Source organism: Phyllobacterium sp. (assembly GCF_037994405.1).
In the GTDB taxonomy this organism is placed as follows: domain Bacteria; phylum Pseudomonadota; class Alphaproteobacteria; order Rhizobiales; family Rhizobiaceae; genus Phyllobacterium.
The window spans coordinates 1-17,486 of record NZ_JBBNAN010000504.1 but is presented as its reverse complement, the minus strand read 5'-3'; the positions used below and the strand labels follow the sequence as shown (position 1 = coordinate 17,486).

The window sequence follows — 17,486 nt, the reverse complement described above, 5'->3', positions numbered from 1 at the left end:
ACCCGAAGTCATTGCTGAAATGGTCAAGAGCATTGTTGACCGTCGTGGTTTCGGTTTCGGGATTCGAATGAACCACTGCCGCCGAGATATCGCCGCCCAGTGCCACGTTGCCATTGCCGCCATTGCCGCCGACGCCGGCGAGGATAGTGGCATGCTGATCCGCGACCAATTGCGTGTTCTGAGTAGCACTCGTTGCTGCGGCAACCGCTGCCACATCACCGCCGCTGGAGTTGTTTTGGCTGCCGTTGGAGGTGGCATCGCCGCCGGCCCCGCCAGCCCCGTTATTTACAATGTTAGACAGGAAACCGTTTTCTGCTTCGGCTTCGCCACCATGCCCGCCGCCGCCGGCTTCCCAATCTGCCGTCTGCCAGACGTGATCGCCATTGTGCACGTCAGTCTCTGCGCCGTACACAATTTGTGAATTGGCGACATATGCACTCGGATCGAAGTGGATATCGCCGTAGTTGTAGCCTTCGCCGCCATTGCCGGCATTTGCATCGCCTGCATCGGAATGGTTGAGCTGGATGGTGTCAGACAATTGTGGAATAGGCATAATTTTACTCCTCTACATTCGTATTGTCCGTGTTTCTCCCACGGCCCGGGCCCAGCTTGTCAGGGCCGGGCAAGATAACCGCCCCAGAATAGTGCTCGCGATTTGAGCGTCGAACTAGCTAGATATTCGGGGACGTTCCTTTGGGTGGGGTAGGCCCCGGGAAGGGGTGTATTGGGCGAAACGCCAAATGGTTACAGCCAGGCGCCCGCGGGGCCGCACCGCGCGACAATGGCAAAAAATGCTCAGATGCACCCAGTGCAGTAAGATATGTGGAGAGGGAGGCTAGGTGTGCAGGAATGTGAGAATGTCATCAACCAGCGATGCATGATCGGCCGTAAGGTTGCCTTCGCCGCCCATGCCGCCCAAGCCCGCCATTTGTAGAGCGTGCTGATCGTAGAGCACATGATCGATCTGTTGCGCATCAGCTGTACCACCCGCAGGTACGGCGATATTGACTGGATGGAAATATCCAATATTGACGTCGACCATGCTGCCGTTCGAATAGCCTGATCCGCCACCGCCACCGGCATGGTTGCCGGTGAAAATCGTATCGGAGCTCAGATTGAAGCCGCCGCCATCGCCGCCGATACCGGCTATCTGAATGCTGCCTTGATCAAAAATGGCATTGTTGGTCTGATGGGCCTCAGCGGAGCCGCCGGCGGCGCCAACAGCAATGTTGATCGGTGAAAAGATGGCCACGTTCAAGTCGATCATGCTGCCGACGAAATAGCCATTGCCGCCATGTCCCGAATACATGTCACCGCTGAAGGTGAGCGCAGATCCCGGACTTGGGGATGGACCATCGATTGCAGCGTTGTGATCCCCACCTGAGCCACCAATACCGCCGATTTGAGTACCGCCTTGCAGGAATGCCGCGTTGTTCGTTTGGTGCGCTGTAGCCGATGAACCTGCCCCCCCGGCCACAGCGGTATTGACCGGCGCGAATATGCCCACGTCGGCGCTGACCATACCGCCGTAGAAAACGCCGTTGCCGCCACTGCCGGCGTGATTCGGGCCTCCACCCGTATCGATCACGAGATTGCCGTTTCCACCGTCGCCGCCCAGCCCAGCCATTTCCGTAGAATGCTGATTCATCAAGGCGTTGTTGCCCTGCTGCGCATCCGCTGACGAATGGGGACCGGCGATTGCCGCATTGGACGGCGTAAAGACAGCCAAAGGCGTGCTGCTGATGATGCCCATGGAGAAACCATCGCCGCCACTTCCGGCTGAACTATAATTCGGGGAGGGTGCGACATCGAGCGGAAGCCATGTTGGCACCAGCGCCAGATGCCCGGCAGGGGAACCCGGTATCACGCTCTGGTTGGCGCTGGTATTTAGCGCATCTGCCGATATGGGACGAGTTTCCGTCATGGCGTGTCTCCATCCAGTTTCGCGCCCGGCCCATGAGGACGTCGGACTCGAAATTGTTCGGCCTTATTGTGTAACCAGTTGAGAAAAAAATAGAGCCGACAATTCGTGTACACCCGTTTGGGTGGAACGACGGAAATTTGGGTGTCACTCGACATCGCAACGCGTGCCGCAATCTTCGCCCAATTGGGTGGTATTGGCGCGAATGTGGATGAGGAGGATCTCGCCCTGCACAATCATGGTTGCCGCGTAGTTCTTTGATTTAATAGAGTTTTTGGTGAGCGCGCAGGGGGTCGAACCCTGGACCTACTGATTAAAAGTCAGTTGCTCTACCGGCTGAGCTACGCGCTCCCAAAACGAAACCAGCTCGGTGGCCTCGGGAATTGCGGCGGAACATAGGTGTGACTTGCCATTCGGTCAACTGCTATTGTGCAGCCTTTTTGCGACAAAAAGCCTTGTTTTCCCCCGTTTTGATAATTTTCTACGAAAGAAGCGACAATCGTGCAGACCGTAAGGATGGGTGTATCGGCGTTGTGTCGATTGAATTGGCGAAAAGGTGATTGGAAATCCAATGAGATTCGGCTTAATCCGGCCCAGCAAGTTAAAATGCCAGTGAAGGAGCGCGAATGGCGCTTGATGTGTCCTATCTGACTGCGGCCGGCGCCGGTGCATTGTCGTTTCTTTCCCCCTGTGTTCTGCCCCTGGTGCCGCCCTATCTCTGTTATATGGCCGGGGTGACAGTAGAGGATTTCCGTTCGGATACATCCATACGGATTTCGCCGGTGCGGCAGGCATTGCTCCTGTCGTCCTTTTGTTTCGTTCTCGGCTTTTCCACGGTTTTCGTGCTGCTGGGGGCAGGTGCATCGACGATTGGCAGCTTCCTGCGGATGTGGCAGCAGGAAATCGCCGTCGCCGCCGGCATTGTCATCATCCTGATGGGACTGAATTTCCTCGGCGTGTTCAGATTGGCATTTCTGTCGCGTGAGGCCAGATTCCAGACACGGGGCGCGCCTGCCAATCCGTTCGCCGCCTATGTCATGGGCCTCGCCTTTGCATTCGGGTGGACGCCCTGTATCGGGCCGGTGCTAGGCCCGATATTGGCGCTCGCAGGCGCGCGCGACACGGTTGCCGATGGTGCATTGCTGCTGGCGATCTATTCGCTCGGTCTTGGTATCCCTTTTATCATTGCCGCGCTGTTTTCCGGCGTATTCATGCGATTCCTTGGCCGGTTTCGCACGCACCTCGGCAAAGTCGAAAAGGTGATGGGGGGCCTGCTGGTGCTAACCGGGATTCTTTTTCTCACCGGCGGCCTGCAGACATTCTCGTTCTGGCTTCTCGAAACATTTCCCATCCTCGGTCAACTCGGCTAAACAGGCGAAAGTTTCTATAATCGAAACCAATATCGTGTCATGGTCCGGCACGATATTGTCTTAGCGAAAAACTGATCTGGAAGTCCGACATGACATCACGTTCCTGCCTCACGGTTATTCTCGCTGCCGGTGAGGGTACGCGCATGAAATCCTCACTGCCGAAAGTCCTCCATACGATTGCTGGCCTGCCGATTGTTGCCCATGTGGCGAAGGCGGTGCATGGTGCTGGCGGTAGCGATATCGCACTTGTGGTGGGCAAGGGCGCCGATCAAGTCGAGGCAGCAGTGCGATCGATTGCCTCCAATGTAACGGTGCATGAGCAGGCGGAGCGACTAGGGACAGCACATGCTGTGCTTGCGGCCCGCAAGGCTATTGCACGTGGCTATGACGATATCCTCGTGGTGTTCGGTGATACGCCTTTGGTCGAAACTGCAGCTCTTGATCAGGCACGGGCCAAGCTTGCCGAGGGTGCCGATGTCGTCGTCATGGGATTCCGGCCGACGGTCCCGAACGGCTATGGCCGCCTGATCGAACAGGACGGCCGTCTGATTGCCATTCGCGAGGAAAAAGACGCGAGCGAAGCGGAGAAGAAGATCGGTCTGTGCAATGGCGGGTTGATGGCATTGCGCGGCGACAGTACGCTTGACCTGCTGGACAAGATCACCAACAACAATGCCAATGGCGAATATTATCTTACCGACGTAGTCGAGATCGCCAATGCGGCAGGAAAATCGGTCGTTGCCATCGAGATTTCGCCCGATAACGTTATCGGTATCAACACCCGTGTCGAGTTGGCCGAAGCCGAGGCAATCTGGCAGAACCGCAAGCGCCGTGACATGATGCTGGCCGGCGTGACCATGCAGGCGCCCGAGACCGTTTTCTTTTCACACGACACGCTTATCGAAGCCGACGTGATCCTGGAGCCGAACATCATCTTCGGGCCGAAGGTCTCGATTGCAAGCGGCGCGGTGATACACGCCTTTTCGTATTTCGAGGGTGCCAAGATTGGCTCGAACGCCAATGTCGGGCCGTTTGCGCGACTGCGCCCCGGTGCAGATCTTGCGGCAAAATCCAAGGTTGGCAATTTTGTCGAGGTGAAGAATGCGAAAGTCGGCGTCGGCGCCAAGGTCAATCATCTGACCTATATCGGCGATGCGACCGTTGGAGCTGCTGCTAATATTGGCGCAGGCGCGATCACCTGCAATTATGATGGCTACAACAAGCATCTGACCGAAATCGGCGCGAATGTCTTCGTTGGTTCCAATACGTCCCTCGTTGCACCGGTTTCCATTGGCGACAACGCCTATATTGCCTCGGGGAGCGTGATTACGGCCAATGTACCGGCCGAGGCCCTGGCGTTTGGCAGGGCACGCCAAGAGGTAAAAGAGGGCCGTGCAACGCAATTACGGGCGCGCTATGCGGCGCAGAAACTAGCCAAGAAGGCTGAATAGGCACGCCTTTTGTTCGTATAGGATTCTGGACCGATAAATGTTTCACTGCGATCATGACGTTCGCGTGGGCATGATCAGGGAAATTCGGGGTATTGGAGTAGTTTATGTGCGGGATCGTTGGAATTATCGGGCGTGAACAGGTAGCGCCGCTACTGGTGGATGCGTTGAAGCGGCTTGAATATCGTGGCTATGACTCCGCTGGTGTCGCAACTCTGGAGAATGGCGTGCTGGATAGGCGCCGGGCGGAAGGCAAACTCGTCAATCTCGAAAACTTGCTGAAAGAAAGCCCGCTTGGTGGAACGATCGGCCTTGGCCATACGCGCTGGGCAACCCATGGCGCGCCGACAGTACGCAATGCCCATCCGCATACGACGCCGCGGCTCGCTGTCATCCACAATGGTATTATCGAGAATTTTGCCGAACTGAGGGCGATGCTCGAAAAGGATGGCTATGTCTTTGAGACAGAGACTGACACAGAAACGGTGGCACACCTCGTAACACGTGCACTCGATCGTGGCCTCACTCCGGTTGAGGCGGTGCGGCAGACACTGCCGCAGCTGCGCGGTGCCTTTGCCATTGCGATCATGTTCGAGGGCGAGGACGACTTACTCGTCGCCGCCCGCAATGGTCCGCCATTGGCCGTAGGCTACGGCGATGGTGAGATGTATCTCGGTTCTGACGCCATTGCTCTCGCACCGTTCACGGACAACCTTTCCTATTTGGAAGACGGCGACTGGGCAGTCCTGAACCGCAGCGGCGTTGTGATCTATGACGAGACTGGTGCGATCGTTGATCGTCCGGTGCAGAAGTCGGCCGGTACCGCCTTTCTGGTCAGCAAGGGCAATCACCGGCATTTCATGGAAAAGGAAATCCATGAGCAGCCGGAGGTCATTTCGCATACGCTGGCGAACTATCTCGATTTTGCCAAAGGCACGATCCGTACAGGTAGCGCGCCTGTCGATTTTGCCAAGGTGGATCGTATCGCAGCTTCCGCTTGCGGCACCGCATACTATGCCGGACTTATCGGCAAATATTGGTTCGAGTCCATCGCCCGGCTGCCAGTCGATATCGACGTGGCCTCCGAATTCCGTTACCGCGAAATGCCGCTCTCCAAGGACAGCCTTGCGCTCTTCGTTTCCCAGTCTGGCGAAACAGCAGATACGCTGGCTTCACTCCGTTATTGCAAGCAGCAGGGTCTGACGATCGGCACCATCGTCAACGTCAGGGAATCGACGATGGCGCGCGAATCCAACACGGTGTTCCCAACCCTAGCGGGTCCGGAAGTCGGTGTTGCATCTACGAAGGCGTTTACCTGCCAGTTGTCGGTTCTCGCATCGCTTGCCGTTGCGGCAGGCAAGATGCGCGGTACGATCAACGGGGAACAAGAACGCCAGCTTGTGCGTGAACTTTCTGAAATCCCGCGTTATGCCAATCAGGCATTGCGTCTCGAGGAACAGATCGAGGCGATCAGCCGCGATCTCAGCCAGGTAAAGCATGTGCTTTATCTCGGTCGTGGGACCAGTTTCCCGCTGGCGCTCGAAGGTGCGCTGAAGCTCAAGGAAATCTCCTACATACACGCCGAAGGATACGCGGCGGGTGAACTCAAGCATGGGCCTATCGCGCTGATTGACGACTCCATGCCGGTGATCGTCATCGCTCCATATGATCGCTGGTTCGAGAAAACGGTTTCGAATATGCAAGAAGTGGCGGCGCGTGGTGGCAAGATCATTCTCATTACCGATGAGAAGGGGGCAGCAGCAAACACACTGAAAACGATGCATACGATCGTTCTGCCCGATACGCCGGAGATCATTGCCCCGATCATCTATGCACTCCCGATCCAGATGCTGGCCTATTATACAGCCGTGTTCATGGGTACGGATGTGGACCAGCCGCGCAATCTCGCCAAGTCGGTGACGGTGGAATGATTCTAGCCGGCGCGAAGGAGCCTGACCGCTTCATCGCGTTCAAACAGATAAAGCAGGATGCGCAAGGCTTCGCCGCGCGCGCTCTGCAATTCGGGGTCGCGCGCCAGGATATAGCGCGCGTCCTTGCGGGCGATCTCCAGAAAATCCTGATGCGCTTCGATGCTTGCCAGCCGGAACCCCGGCGTGCCTGACTGACGCGTTCCAAGCAACTCGCCTTCACCGCGTAATTTTAGATCCTCTTCAGCGATACGGAAGCCGTCTTCGGTTTCGCGCATGATCTTGAGCCGTGCCTGGGCCACTTCCCCGAGCGGTCCCTTGTAGAGCAGCAGGCAAGTCGAGGGCTTGTCGCCGCGCCCGACGCGCCCGCGCAGCTGATGCAACTGCGCCAGGCCAAAGCGCTCGGCGTGCTCGATGACGATGATTGTCGCATCGGGCACATCAACGCCAACTTCGATCACCGTTGTTGCCACGAGCAAGCGCGTTTCGCCATTCTTGAAGGCGAGCATTGCGGCATCCTTTTCCAGACCGCTCATGCGGCCATGGACGAGACCGATCCTGTCGCCTAGCAGGGGCTTCAGCGATTCGAAGCGCTCTTCAGCTGATACAAGATCGACCAGTTCGGATTCCTCGACGAGGGGGCAGATCCAGTAGATTTTCTGCCCCTCGGCGATCGCCGTGCGCATGCGCTCGACCAATTCGCTCAGGCGTTCCATGGGCAGGATGGCGGTGGTGATCGGCCGGCGCCCGGCTGGCTTCTCAGTGAGTTTCGAAACATCCATGTCGCCGAAGGCAGTCAGCACAAGAGTGCGGGGGATCGGCGTGGCCGTCATAACCAGCATATCCGGTGCGGAGCCTTTGGATGTGAGGAGCAGACGTTGATGGACGCCGAAACGGTGTTGCTCATCGACAATGACCAGGACCAGGTCGTGGTAGGCCACTTTTTCCTGGAACAGGGCGTGCGTGCCGAGGATAATATGAATAGCACCTGAGCGCAGGCCCTCCAGTATCTCCTCGCGCTCGCGGCCCTTTTCGCGGCCAGTAAGCAGTGCGACGCGCAACCCGGCCGTTTCGGCCAAGGGCGCGATCGTCGCATAATGTTGCCGCGCCAGCACCTCTGTCGGCACCATGAGTGCCGATTGCCCGCCCGCCTCGGCGGCATGAGCCATGGCCAGGAGGCCAACAACGGTTTTGCCGGAACCGACATCGCCCTGCAATAACCGCAGCATACGTTCCGGTTGTCGGAGATCGGCGATGATTTCCTTGATCGCCTGGTTCTGGCTGTTGGTCAGCGAATAGGGCAGTGCCGCGATGATCTTTTCTTTGAGGCGTCCATCACCCTCGAGCTTGCGGCCAGACAGCCGCTTTGTTCGCTGTCGCACCAACGCTAAAGCCAGCTGACCGGCAAGAAATTCGTCATAGGCAAGCCGCTGTCGTGCCGGATGGTCCAGCGCGATATCGCCCGGATCTTGCGGGTTGTGCAGCGTCTGGAGCGCCTCATGGTGCGACGGCAGGTCATATTTTTCAAGAATGGGCGGATCGATCCATTCGGGCATGTGCGGAGCCTTGGCCAGCGCCTCCTGGACGCCCCGCGCCAGTACTTTTGGCGAAAGTCCAGCCGTGAGCGGATAGACCGGCTCGACCAAAGGCAGCGCAGCCGCGTCCTCGATGCCGGCGATGTGGTCCGGATGGACCATCGTCGGGCGGCCATTGAACCATTCCATAGTCCCGGAGACGATGACCGTTTCGCCAACGGGCATGATTTTTTCCAGCCATGCCTGCTTGGCGTGAAAGAAGGTGAGACCGATTTCGCCGGTATCGTCATGGGCCAAGACACGATACGGAACATTGTTGCGGCCGCTTGGCGAGGGTTGATGGCGGTCGATGCGCACTTCCAGTGTGACAATCGCGCCTTCTGGGGCATAGGCAATACCTGGGCGGTTACGGCGATCGATCACGCTATGGGGCGGCAGGAAGACCAGATTACCGACGCGCGGCTCGGCTCCCGGAGGCTGCGTGGCGAGCAGTGTAGCGAGCAGGCCCGACACTTTCGGCCCTATGCCGGAAAGCGAACGAACAGAGGCGAAGAGTGGATCAAGCAGTGACGGGCGCATGCGTAACGTTTAACGCCTTCGATGTGCGTTGCAAGGCTGACAGACGCGACAAGGCAGGCTATACCCACCGGCATCATCATCAAATTTTCCCCACGGAGCTTGCTCATGACTGGAAGCAGTCGCACCACCGCCGATCTGCAACCAAGGCAGCGAAGAATCCTGTTTCGCTCCTGGCATCGCGGCATGCGCGAGATGGACCTGATTCTGGGCCAGTTTGCCGATGCTCATATCGATACCTTGTCCGACAAGGAACTTGACCAATATGAAGCACTGATGGAAGCACTGGACCGGGACCTGTTGAAATGGGTCACGGGAGAGGCTGACGTTCCCGCCGAATTCAATACGCCGATCTTTCACAAGCTCGTCGCATCCCGAAATAACATTAGCTTTTGAGGTCATGCCGAGGCATGACCGGGAAATTCTGAAATTACAATGACGGCCTTTACCAAACTCGGATTGAAGCCTGACACCAATGGCCATGTGGTCATCGATGGTGTCGTCGACGGTTATGAAGCCTTTGCCTTGGCGAAAGTTGTCGCCGAAGCCGGGGCAGGTGGCCCTGTGCTGTTCATCGCTCGCGATGGCCAGCGCGTCGCGGACCTGGAACAGGTATTGAACTTCGTCCAGCCGGATCTACCGGTCCTGCAATTGCCCGCCTGGGACTGCCTTCCCTATGATCGTGTTTCGCCCGGTGCAGATACGTCGGCTCGCCGTCTGGCAGCGCTGGCCGCTTTGGCTTCATTGCGGGATCACAAGCATCCCGGCGTTATCCTGGCAACTGCGAATGCCGTGCTGCAAAAGCTGCCGCCACGCATAGTCCTTGCCGAACAGCTTTTCATGGCAAAGCCCGGCAATAGAATTGACATGAATGCGCTCGTTCAACGCCTCGAAAACAATGGATTCGAGCGCGTACCAACTGTTCGCGATGTCGGCGAATATGCGGTGCGCGGTGGTATCCTTGATCTGTTCGCACCGGGTGCCGATGAGCCACTGCGGCTCGACTTTTTTGGCGATACGCTGGAAACCATCCGTACGTTCGATCCAGCGTCCCAACGCACATCGAGTCAAAAGACTGAATTCTCGATGCAGCCGATGAGCGAAATCACGCTGTCACCGGAGATCATCAGCCGCTTCCGTTCGCAATATGTGCAGAAGTTCGGGGCGCCGTCGCGCGATGATGCACTCTATCAGTCGATCTCGGAGGGTCGCCGTTTTGCCGGCATGGAGCATTGGCTGCCGCTCTTCTATGACAAGCTGGAAACTGTCTTTGATCACGCGGGGGACATGCCGGTGGTCTTCGACCACCTTGCGCACGAGTCCATGGCAGAGCGCCACAAGATGGTGCTCGACCACTACGACGCGCGCAGACGGCAGTCTGACGGCAAGGAACCTGGCGATGCCATTCCGTACAAGCCGGTCGAACCCGGTTCACTCTATCTGACGCCTGAGCAGGTGGAAGCTGCTGCTGTGGCGTCCTGTATGCGGATCGATTTTACGCCATTCGACGCGCCGTTCGTCACCGGGCGGGCCACCATTCATGCCGGTGCGCATCGCGGCCGCACGTTTGCTGAAGAGCGGACAGCGAAGGACACCAATGTGTTTGACAGTGTGGTCAAGCACATTGCCGATGAGCGCGCTGCGGGCAAGAAAGTACTTCTGGCAGCGTGGAGCGAGGGCACGCGCGATCGCCTGGTGCAGGTTCTGAACGAGCATGGCCTGGAAAAGATCGAGTTGGTCGATGATCTGCGGACCGTCAAGGCACTCTCCCGCGACAAGATAACAGCAGGCATTCTTTCGCTGGAGACCGGCTTCGACGCGGGCGAGCTGGTTGTCGTTGCCGAACAGGACATCCTGGGCGACCGGCTGATCCGCCACTCCAAGCGGCGCAAGCGCGACAGGGACTTCATCAGTGAAGTGGCGGCGCTCAATGCCGGCGATATTGTCGTGCACGTGGATCACGGCATCGGCCGGTTTATCGGCCTGCGCACAATCACGGCCGCCGGTGCGCCGCATGACTGCCTTGAACTCCACTATGCGAGTGATGACAGGCTGTTCCTGCCAGTGGAAAATATTGAGCTTTTATCGCGATTTGGCTCTGAGACCTCAACTGCGGTCTTAGATAAACTGGGCGGTGGAGCGTGGCAAGCACGCAAGGCTAAGCTGAAGAAACGCCTGCTGGATATTGCCGGCCATCTCATTCGCATTGCGGCGGAACGGCAGATGCGCGGTGCGCCGGTGCTGATGCCGCCTGACGGGCTCTACGGTGAGTTTGCCGCGCGCTTTCCCTATGACGAGACAGAAGATCAGGATCGCGCCATTGATGCCGTGATCGATGATCTGTCGCAGGGCAAGCCGATGGACCGGCTGATTTGCGGTGATGTTGGCTTCGGCAAGACCGAGGTAGCACTGCGCGCCGCATTCGTGGCAGCGCTGAATGGCGTGCAGGTTGCGGTGGTGGTGCCGACAACGCTGTTGTCACGCCAGCACTTCAAGACGTTCACGTCGCGATTTCAGGGCCTGCCCGTCAATGTGGCGCAGGCCTCGCGCCTCGTCGGTTCGAAGGAGCTTGCCGAGAACAAGAAGGGCATCGCCGAAGGTCATGTCGATATCGCGATTGGCACGCACGCGCTGCTCGGGCACGGTATCACGTTCAAGAACCTCGGCCTTCTGATTATCGACGAAGAGCAGCATTTCGGCGTCAAGCACAAGGAACGGCTGAAGGAGCTAAAATCGGACGTCCATGTGCTGACATTGTCGGCGACGCCGATTCCACGCACCCTGCAGCTTGCTTTGACTGGCGTGCGCGAGTTGTCGTTGATCACCACGCCCCCTGTCGATCGCATGGCCGTGCGCACTTTCGTCTCGCCATTCGATCCGCTGGTCATCCGCGAGACATTGCTGCGCGAGCGCTATCGCGGTGGCCAGAGCTTCTATGTTTGTCCGCGCATTTCGGATTTGACTGACATTAAGGAATTCCTGGACACGCAGGTGCCGGAGCTAAAGGTGGCAGTTGCCCACGGCCAGATGGCACCCGGAGAGCTCGATGACATCATGAACGCCTTCTATGATGGCCAGTATGACATCCTGCTTTCGACGACGATTGTTGAATCCGGCCTCGACATCCCGACTGCAAACACGCTGATCATCCACCGTGCCGACATGTTCGGTCTATCGCAGCTTTATCAGCTGCGGGGGCGCGTCGGCCGCTCGAAGCAGCGTGCCTATGCGCTGTTCACGCTACCCGCCAACAAATTGTTGACGCAGACTGCAGAGCGCAGACTTAAAGTACTGCAATCGCTCGACACGCTCGGCGCTGGCTTCCAGCTCGCGAGCCATGACATGGATATTCGCGGAGCGGGTAACTTGCTTGGCGAAGAGCAGTCAGGGCATATTCGCGAAGTCGGCTTCGAGCTTTATCAGCAGATGCTGGAAGAGGCAGTCGCGGAGATCAAGGGTACCGGCGAAGTCGAAGATGGCCATTGGTCACCGCAAATCTCGATCGGCACGGCCGTCATGATCCCGGAGACTTATGTGCCGGATCTGCAATTGCGGCTTGGTCTCTATCGGCGGTTGGCGGATCTCGAGGAGCTGCAGGACATTGACGGCTTTGGCGCCGAGCTGATCGACCGCTTCGGTCCGCTGCCGGAAGAAGTTCAGCACCTGTTGAAGATCGTCTACATCAAGGCGCTGTGCCGGCGCGCCAATGTTGAAAAGCTTGATGCGGGTCCCAAGGGTGTTGTCGTTCAGTTCCGCAACAAGACATTCGACAATCCAGCAGCGCTGGTCAAAATGATCGGCGAACAGGGGGCCATGGCCAAGATCCGGCCCGACCAAAGCATCGTCTTGGTACGCGACTGGCCCACAGCCGAAAAACGGCTCAATGGGGCGGCCGTTGTCATGACACAGTTGGCAAAGCTGGCGGAAGCCTCATAGATCAAGTCGGGCGGGGTTCAAAGCCGTCTGCCGTCTGGCGGATGGCATCGGCCAAAGCATCGGCAGACTGTGCGCCCATGACGGCATACTTCTGATCAAGGATGAAACAGGGTACGCCGCGGATGCCAATCTGGTTGGCGGTGTCGATTTCCTGCTTGACACCAACGGTATCGGCGTCGGTCGGCAGCAGACTGGCGACGATGGCAACATCCATGCCTGCTTCCTCGGCAGCTTCGAGCAAGATCTGATGATCGCCGATATTCTTCCCTTGCTCGAAATAATAGGAGAACAGAATACCGACCACCTTGTCCTGCACGTTGGGATTGGCCTGTGAGGCCCAGCGGATCAGGCGGTGCGCATCCAGGGTATTCGGGCTGATTTCGATGGCCTCGAAATCAAACTCGATGCCTGCTTCCTTGCCGAGTTCGATCAATTGCTGATGGATCTCGAAGATCCGGTCAGAACTGCCGAACTTCTCCTGCATATAGCGATTGCGGTCCTTGCCTTGGCGCGGAATGGTCGGATCGAGCTGGAACGGCCGCCAGTTCACCGTCACGTCGATATCCGGATTAAGCGCAAGAGCGCTCTCGAGGCGTTTCCTCCCGAGAAAGCACCAAGGGCAAACGACATCCGAGACCACGTCGATTGTGAATTTCTTGTCAGTCATGATTTTCCAATTCAACCTACCGTTTGTCAGACCACCAGCTATTCAGCTGGTTACCGACCAGGGACGTTTTGTCCGGATGTTGTAAATGCGCCCAATGGGCAACCCATTGCTCGGGCTGGTAATAGATCGGGACCATATAATGGCCCGATATCAATAGCCTGTCGAGGGCGCGAACTGTGCTGGTAAATTCTTGCTGCCCACGGACTGCCAGCATCTTGTCGAGCAAAGCATCAATTGCCGGACTGGCTACGCCAGCATAATTGAAGCTGCCTTCGACATCCTTCGACTGACTGCCCCAGCGGCTGAACTGCTCGTAGCCGGGTGAAAGCGAGCTCGAATAGGCGCCAAGGATAATGTCGTAGTCAAATGTCTGAAGTCGTTTCTGGTACTGTGCGTCGTCGACGGTGCGGATCGTAACGCCAATACCAAGCCGCTCAAGTGTACGTTTGTAGGCAAGGCCCAGGCGCTCCTCACCAACCGAGCGGGTCAGAATCTCGAAGGCGAGGGGTGTCCCCTGCGGATCGAGCATCTGTTCGTTGTCAATCTTGTAGCCTTGGCCGATGAGGATGTCATAGGCGCGCTTCATCTCTTTGCGATCGCGACCGGATCCATCTGTTATGGCGGGCTTATAGGTCCCGTCCAGCACATCGGGCAGGACTGCACCTGGAAATGCCGCCAATAGGGTGCGCTCCGTTGCGTCGGCAGGTTTTCCCAGCGCCGACAACTCCGATCCTTGCCAGTAGCTGCCCAACCGTTGATAGCTGCCGGCATACAGATTGCGGTTAGTCCATTCGAAATCGAACATCAGGGCGAGCGCTTCTCGCACGGCCCTGTCCTGAAATTTCGGGCGTCTCGTATTGAAGAGAAAGCCGAACATATTGCCAGGGGACCTGGATTCGAACGCCTCCTTGACGACCCGGCCGTCTCTTACCGCAGGGAAATCATACGATGACGCCCATTTATTCGGATCGCCTTCGAGGAAGACATCGAACACGCCTTTTTTGAATGCTTCGAACTGAGACTGGTCATTGCGGAAATATTCCACCGTTACGGTGTCGTAGTTGTTGAACCCGATCCGGCTTGGCAAATCAGCGCCCCAATAATCTGGATTGCGCTTGAAAACGATCCGCTGGCCCGGCTGAACCTGCGACACGACATACGGTCCACTGCCAATCGGGATTGCCAAGGGCGAACTGTCGAACTTTTCGATATCAATCGCGTGTTTAGGCAAGACAGGCATAAGTGCCAGGACGAGGGGAAACTCCCTGTTTGCCTGTTCGTTGAATGAAAAACGGACGCCGTGCTCCCCGACCTTTTCAATCTTGGAGATGAGTTTCATGCGGCTGCTGAACGGTGGGCGGCCCTTCTTCGTCAACACATCGAAGGTAAAGAGCACATCATCTGGCGTTACCGGCTGCCCGTCGGACCACTTTGCTTTTGGGTTGAGGGTGAACTCCACCCAAGTACGCTCGTCATTCGTCTCAACCTTTTCCGCGAGCAAGCCGTACATTGTGAACGGCTCGTCGGCATTTCTTTGCATCAATGATTCATAGACGAGATTGCCGAATTCGGAATCGCCGAACATGCCGCGGGCGGTTGTTCGCATGCTCTTGATCAGGAAAGGATTGAGGCTGTCGAATGTGCCAACGACACCATAAGTAATGGAGCCGCCCTTGGGCGCGTTTGGATTAACGTAAGGAAAGGACTTGTAGTCCGCTGGCAGGGAAGGTTCGCCGTGCATGGCGATTCCATGGGTTGGCTCCGCAAACGTTGGGCCTGTCATCGCACCAACTGCCGCCAGAAGGGCCAACAACCCAATCGTTTTCTTCAACATCGTTTCAACCTTGCGTCCCAAGAAGCCGGGATTCATCCTGATTCGTGTCAAAGACTACCACTTGACGACGATTCTGCGGCGTAAGGGGTGTAAACTGGCTTGTGAATTTAAGACAGAGCCAAATGGTGGCTGGATTTGCATTAACATGCAGTGTAACACGGCGTTCGATATTGAGGGTCACTCTCTTGCCGCATTTGGTAACCAAAGCCAGACAAGCAAAATCAGGTGATCAAGACACACTTCGGATAAGTGCGCTGAAAGGAACCAGTTGACCATGTCCAACCCCAAGACCATCGCGGCAACCGCATCCATCGCCGGTGCTATTGCATTACTCGCCGCCGCGGCAGTACCAGCGTCAGCCCAGCAGCAGAGAGCGCCGCAGGGTTGGTTCAAGGTTTGCTCCAAGCAGGAAGAGAACGACATCTGCAATACCCAGAATATCGTGACTGCCGATAGCGGCCAGCTGCTGACAGCGGTCAACCTCATCGAGATCAAGGGCAAGATCAACCGCAAGATTTTCCAGATCTCGGTACCGACCGGCCGTCTGATCCCTCCAGGCGTCGGACTTCAGATCAATGGTGGCAAGACGCAGAAGATCGAATACGCGATCTGCTTCCCGGATCGGTGCATTTCGGAAGTTGCCTTGTCTGACGAGCTGCTTGCTTCGTTCAAGAAGGGCAACCAGCTGACATTGACTTCGGTCAACTTCCAGAACAAGCCAAACCCGATCAACGTTGCACTGACAGGCTTCAGCCAGGCTTACGACGGTCCGGGCCTGCAGCAGAATGAACTCGAACAGCGTCAGAAGACTCTGCAGGATGAAGTCCAGAAGCGTCAGAAGGAATTCGAGGAGAAGATGAAGGCCGAACAGGAAAAAGCCAAGACCGGCAATTGATCGGCACTTAAGAACCAAAAGGGGACGCTATGAGCGTCCCTTTTTTATTGGGCTAGTTGATGTGTGGCCGTTTTACCCGGTAAACGCCGCTTTCGGTTTTCTCGAACATGTTCTTGATCTGAGGGTGCCTCAATGGTGCACCGGTGGTGTCCGGTACGAGGTTCTGTTCCGAAACATAAGCCACGTACTCGCTTTCCGCATTCTCGGCAAAGAGATGATAGAAGGGCTGGTCACGGCGCGGCCTTATGTCTTCTGGAATGGATTGATACCATTCTTCCGTATTGTTAAATTCCGGATCGACGTCGAAGATTATGCCTCGAAAGGCGAAAATCCGGTGGCTCACCACCTGGCCTATCTGGAATTTTGCATGTCGTATCTGCGTTGTCATCGTCATTCGGTATAGATATCTGTTTCTGTCAAATCTCGCGAGTTTTAATGGCGCCCTGCCATCGCTTTTTCGCGCCTTAACGTTCAAAAGCCCATCATGCTCGATGTTTTCAATCTTGTGCTCCCGTTTTTTGGATTGATTTTCCTCGGCTTTTTCGTCGCCCGGATCAATCGCCAGCCGCTGGAAGCACTTGGATGGATGAACACTTTCATTGTCTATGTGGCGCTTCCGGCTTTGTTTTTCCAGGTACTTTCGAAGACGCCCGTCGCGGAATTGACGCAGTGGGCATTCATCATTGGATGCACGATGTCGACATTCGGCATCTTTCTGGCGATGTTCCTTATCGCATATGTGCGGACGCGAAAAATTGACGAAAGCACGATCCAGGGTCTCGCAGCCGCCTATGGCAACATCGGATATATGGGGCCGGCGCTGGCGATTCTCGCCTTCGGCACGCCTGCTGCGGTGCCGGTCGCATTAATTTTCTGTTTCGACAACACGCTTCACTTTGTCATGGCGCCTTTGATGATGGCGCTATCCGGCAATGACAAGCGGTCGTCGCGTGACCTTGCGATAGGCGTCGTGCGAAAGATCTTTGGTCATCCCTTTATCATCGCCACAATATTTGGGGTGGGAGCAGCAATTACCGGTTTGCAGCCACCAGTTGCCATCGAACGAATGATCGACCTGCTGGCCAAGGCTGCTGCTCCGTGTGCGCTTTTTGCCATGGGCGCGACGCTGGCTTTGCGCCCCATCAAGCGTGTCCCGAAGGAGCTCTATCTGATCGTTCCGCTAAAGCTGCTTATTCAGCCCTTGCTGATCTTCGGTGTGCTGAGCGTCGCTGGCAACTTTCCGCCAGTCTGGATTTCGGCAGCAATGCTTATGGCGGCTTTACCCACTGCAACCAATGTCTTCGTCATCGCCCAGCAGTATGGCGTATGGGTCGAACGGGCCTCTAGCAGCGTGCTGGCGACGACCTTGTTTTCGA

At 56.8% G+C, this 17,486-nt stretch carries 13 protein-coding genes and 1 tRNA gene; 7 read left to right on the top strand and 7 right to left on the bottom strand.

Going from position 1 to position 17,486, the window contains the following annotated elements:
- The 3 genes from AAAC48_RS27770 to AAAC48_RS27760 all read right to left on the bottom strand — a co-directional run.
- The coding region (locus tag AAAC48_RS27770) for a PE-PGRS family protein (protein ID WP_340657285.1) at window positions 1–553 on the bottom strand (553 nt) is incomplete at its 3' end.
- A 282-nt stretch (window positions 554–835) separates the two neighbouring features.
- The gene (locus AAAC48_RS27765; RefSeq protein ID WP_340657284.1) at window positions 836–1,924 is read right to left on the bottom strand and encodes a hypothetical protein; all 1,089 of its coding nucleotides are present in this window, start codon (window positions 1,922–1,924) and stop codon (window positions 836–838) included.
- A 272-nt stretch (window positions 1,925–2,196) separates the two neighbouring features.
- Window positions 2,197–2,272 (bottom strand) — tRNA-Lys (locus AAAC48_RS27760).
- Window positions 2,273–2,547: 275 nt separating this feature from the next.
- Here AAAC48_RS27760 and AAAC48_RS27755 point away from each other — a divergent pair.
- The 3 genes from AAAC48_RS27755 (at window position 2,548) to glmS (ending at window position 6,670) form a co-directional block, all read left to right on the top strand.
- Complete coding sequence (locus tag AAAC48_RS27755) at window positions 2,548–3,291, top strand: cytochrome c biogenesis CcdA family protein (RefSeq protein ID WP_340657283.1); 744 nt, start codon at window positions 2,548–2,550, stop codon at window positions 3,289–3,291.
- Window positions 3,292–3,380: 89 nt separating this feature from the next.
- The gene (gene glmU, locus AAAC48_RS27750; RefSeq protein ID WP_340657282.1) at window positions 3,381–4,742 is read left to right on the top strand and encodes a bifunctional UDP-N-acetylglucosamine diphosphorylase/glucosamine-1-phosphate N-acetyltransferase GlmU; all 1,362 of its coding nucleotides are present in this window, start codon (window positions 3,381–3,383) and stop codon (window positions 4,740–4,742) included.
- Between the two features lie 104 nt (window positions 4,743–4,846).
- The gene (gene glmS / locus AAAC48_RS27745) at window positions 4,847–6,670 is read left to right on the top strand and encodes a glutamine--fructose-6-phosphate transaminase (isomerizing) (protein WP_340657281.1); all 1,824 of its coding nucleotides are present in this window, start codon (window positions 4,847–4,849) and stop codon (window positions 6,668–6,670) included.
- Window positions 6,671–6,672: 2 nt separating this feature from the next.
- Here glmS and recG read toward each other — a convergent pair whose 3' ends face one another.
- Entirely contained in the window at window positions 6,673–8,781 is a 2,109-nt protein-coding gene (gene recG / locus AAAC48_RS27740) for an ATP-dependent DNA helicase RecG (RefSeq protein WP_340657280.1), read from the bottom strand.
- A gap of 105 nt (window positions 8,782–8,886) precedes the next feature.
- Here recG and AAAC48_RS27735 point away from each other — a divergent pair, with 105 nt between their 5' ends.
- Window positions 8,887–9,174 (top strand): succinate dehydrogenase assembly factor 2, encoded by a 288-nt coding sequence (locus AAAC48_RS27735; protein ID WP_340657279.1) that lies wholly within the window; start codon window positions 8,887–8,889, stop codon window positions 9,172–9,174.
- A 39-nt stretch (window positions 9,175–9,213) separates the two neighbouring features.
- Window positions 9,214–12,714: a transcription-repair coupling factor gene (gene mfd / locus AAAC48_RS27730; protein WP_340657278.1), complete on the top strand. Its 3,501-nt coding sequence runs from the start codon at window positions 9,214–9,216 to the stop codon at window positions 12,712–12,714.
- Window position 12,715: 1 nt separating this feature from the next.
- Here the strand turns inward: mfd and AAAC48_RS27725 are convergent, their stop codons facing one another.
- Window positions 12,716–13,381 carry a DsbA family oxidoreductase gene (locus AAAC48_RS27725; protein ID WP_340657277.1) on the bottom strand — a complete coding sequence of 222 codons (666 nt, stop codon included), beginning with the start codon at window positions 13,379–13,381 and terminating at the stop codon, window positions 12,716–12,718.
- 16 nt (window positions 13,382–13,397) lie between these two features.
- Entirely contained in the window at window positions 13,398–15,215 is a 1,818-nt protein-coding gene (locus tag AAAC48_RS27720; protein WP_340657276.1) for an extracellular solute-binding protein, read from the bottom strand.
- 274 nt (window positions 15,216–15,489) lie between these two features.
- On the opposite strand from AAAC48_RS27720, the gene AAAC48_RS27715 reads away from it, so the two are divergent.
- Window positions 15,490–16,110 (top strand): invasion associated locus B family protein, encoded by a 621-nt coding sequence (locus AAAC48_RS27715; RefSeq protein ID WP_340657275.1) that lies wholly within the window; start codon window positions 15,490–15,492, stop codon window positions 16,108–16,110.
- 52 nt (window positions 16,111–16,162) lie between these two features.
- Here the strand turns inward: AAAC48_RS27715 and hspQ are convergent, their stop codons facing one another.
- Window positions 16,163–16,498 (bottom strand): heat shock protein HspQ, encoded by a 336-nt coding sequence (hspQ, locus tag AAAC48_RS27710; RefSeq protein ID WP_340657286.1) that lies wholly within the window; start codon window positions 16,496–16,498, stop codon window positions 16,163–16,165.
- A 96-nt stretch (window positions 16,499–16,594) separates the two neighbouring features.
- Between hspQ and AAAC48_RS27705 the strand changes: the two genes are divergently transcribed.
- Window positions 16,595–17,486 (top strand): AEC family transporter (locus AAAC48_RS27705; RefSeq protein WP_340657274.1); only part of this gene is annotated, 892 nt, incomplete at its 3' end.

Coding starts and splice junctions, on each gene's coding strand:
- AAAC48_RS27765 (WP_340657284.1), bottom strand. CDS start 1,924: ATGACGGAAACTCGTCCCATATCGGCAGATGCGCTAAATACCAGCGCC.
- AAAC48_RS27720 (WP_340657276.1), bottom strand. CDS start 15,215: ATGTTGAAGAAAACGATTGGGTTGTTGGCCCTTCTGGCGGCAGTTGGT.
- AAAC48_RS27725 (WP_340657277.1), bottom strand. CDS start 13,381: ATGACTGACAAGAAATTCACAATCGACGTGGTCTCGGATGTCGTTTGC.
- AAAC48_RS27715 (WP_340657275.1), top strand. CDS start 15,490: ATGTCCAACCCCAAGACCATCGCGGCAACCGCATCCATCGCCGGTGCT.
- recG (WP_340657280.1), bottom strand. CDS start 8,781: ATGCGCCCGTCACTGCTTGATCCACTCTTCGCCTCTGTTCGTTCGCTT.
- AAAC48_RS27755 (WP_340657283.1), top strand. CDS start 2,548: ATGGCGCTTGATGTGTCCTATCTGACTGCGGCCGGCGCCGGTGCATTG.
- glmU (WP_340657282.1), top strand. CDS start 3,381: ATGACATCACGTTCCTGCCTCACGGTTATTCTCGCTGCCGGTGAGGGT.
- glmS (WP_340657281.1), top strand. CDS start 4,847: ATGTGCGGGATCGTTGGAATTATCGGGCGTGAACAGGTAGCGCCGCTA.
- AAAC48_RS27735 (WP_340657279.1), top strand. CDS start 8,887: ATGACTGGAAGCAGTCGCACCACCGCCGATCTGCAACCAAGGCAGCGA.
- hspQ (WP_340657286.1), bottom strand. CDS start 16,498: ATGACAACGCAGATACGACATGCAAAATTCCAGATAGGCCAGGTGGTG.
- mfd (WP_340657278.1), top strand. CDS start 9,214: ATGACGGCCTTTACCAAACTCGGATTGAAGCCTGACACCAATGGCCAT.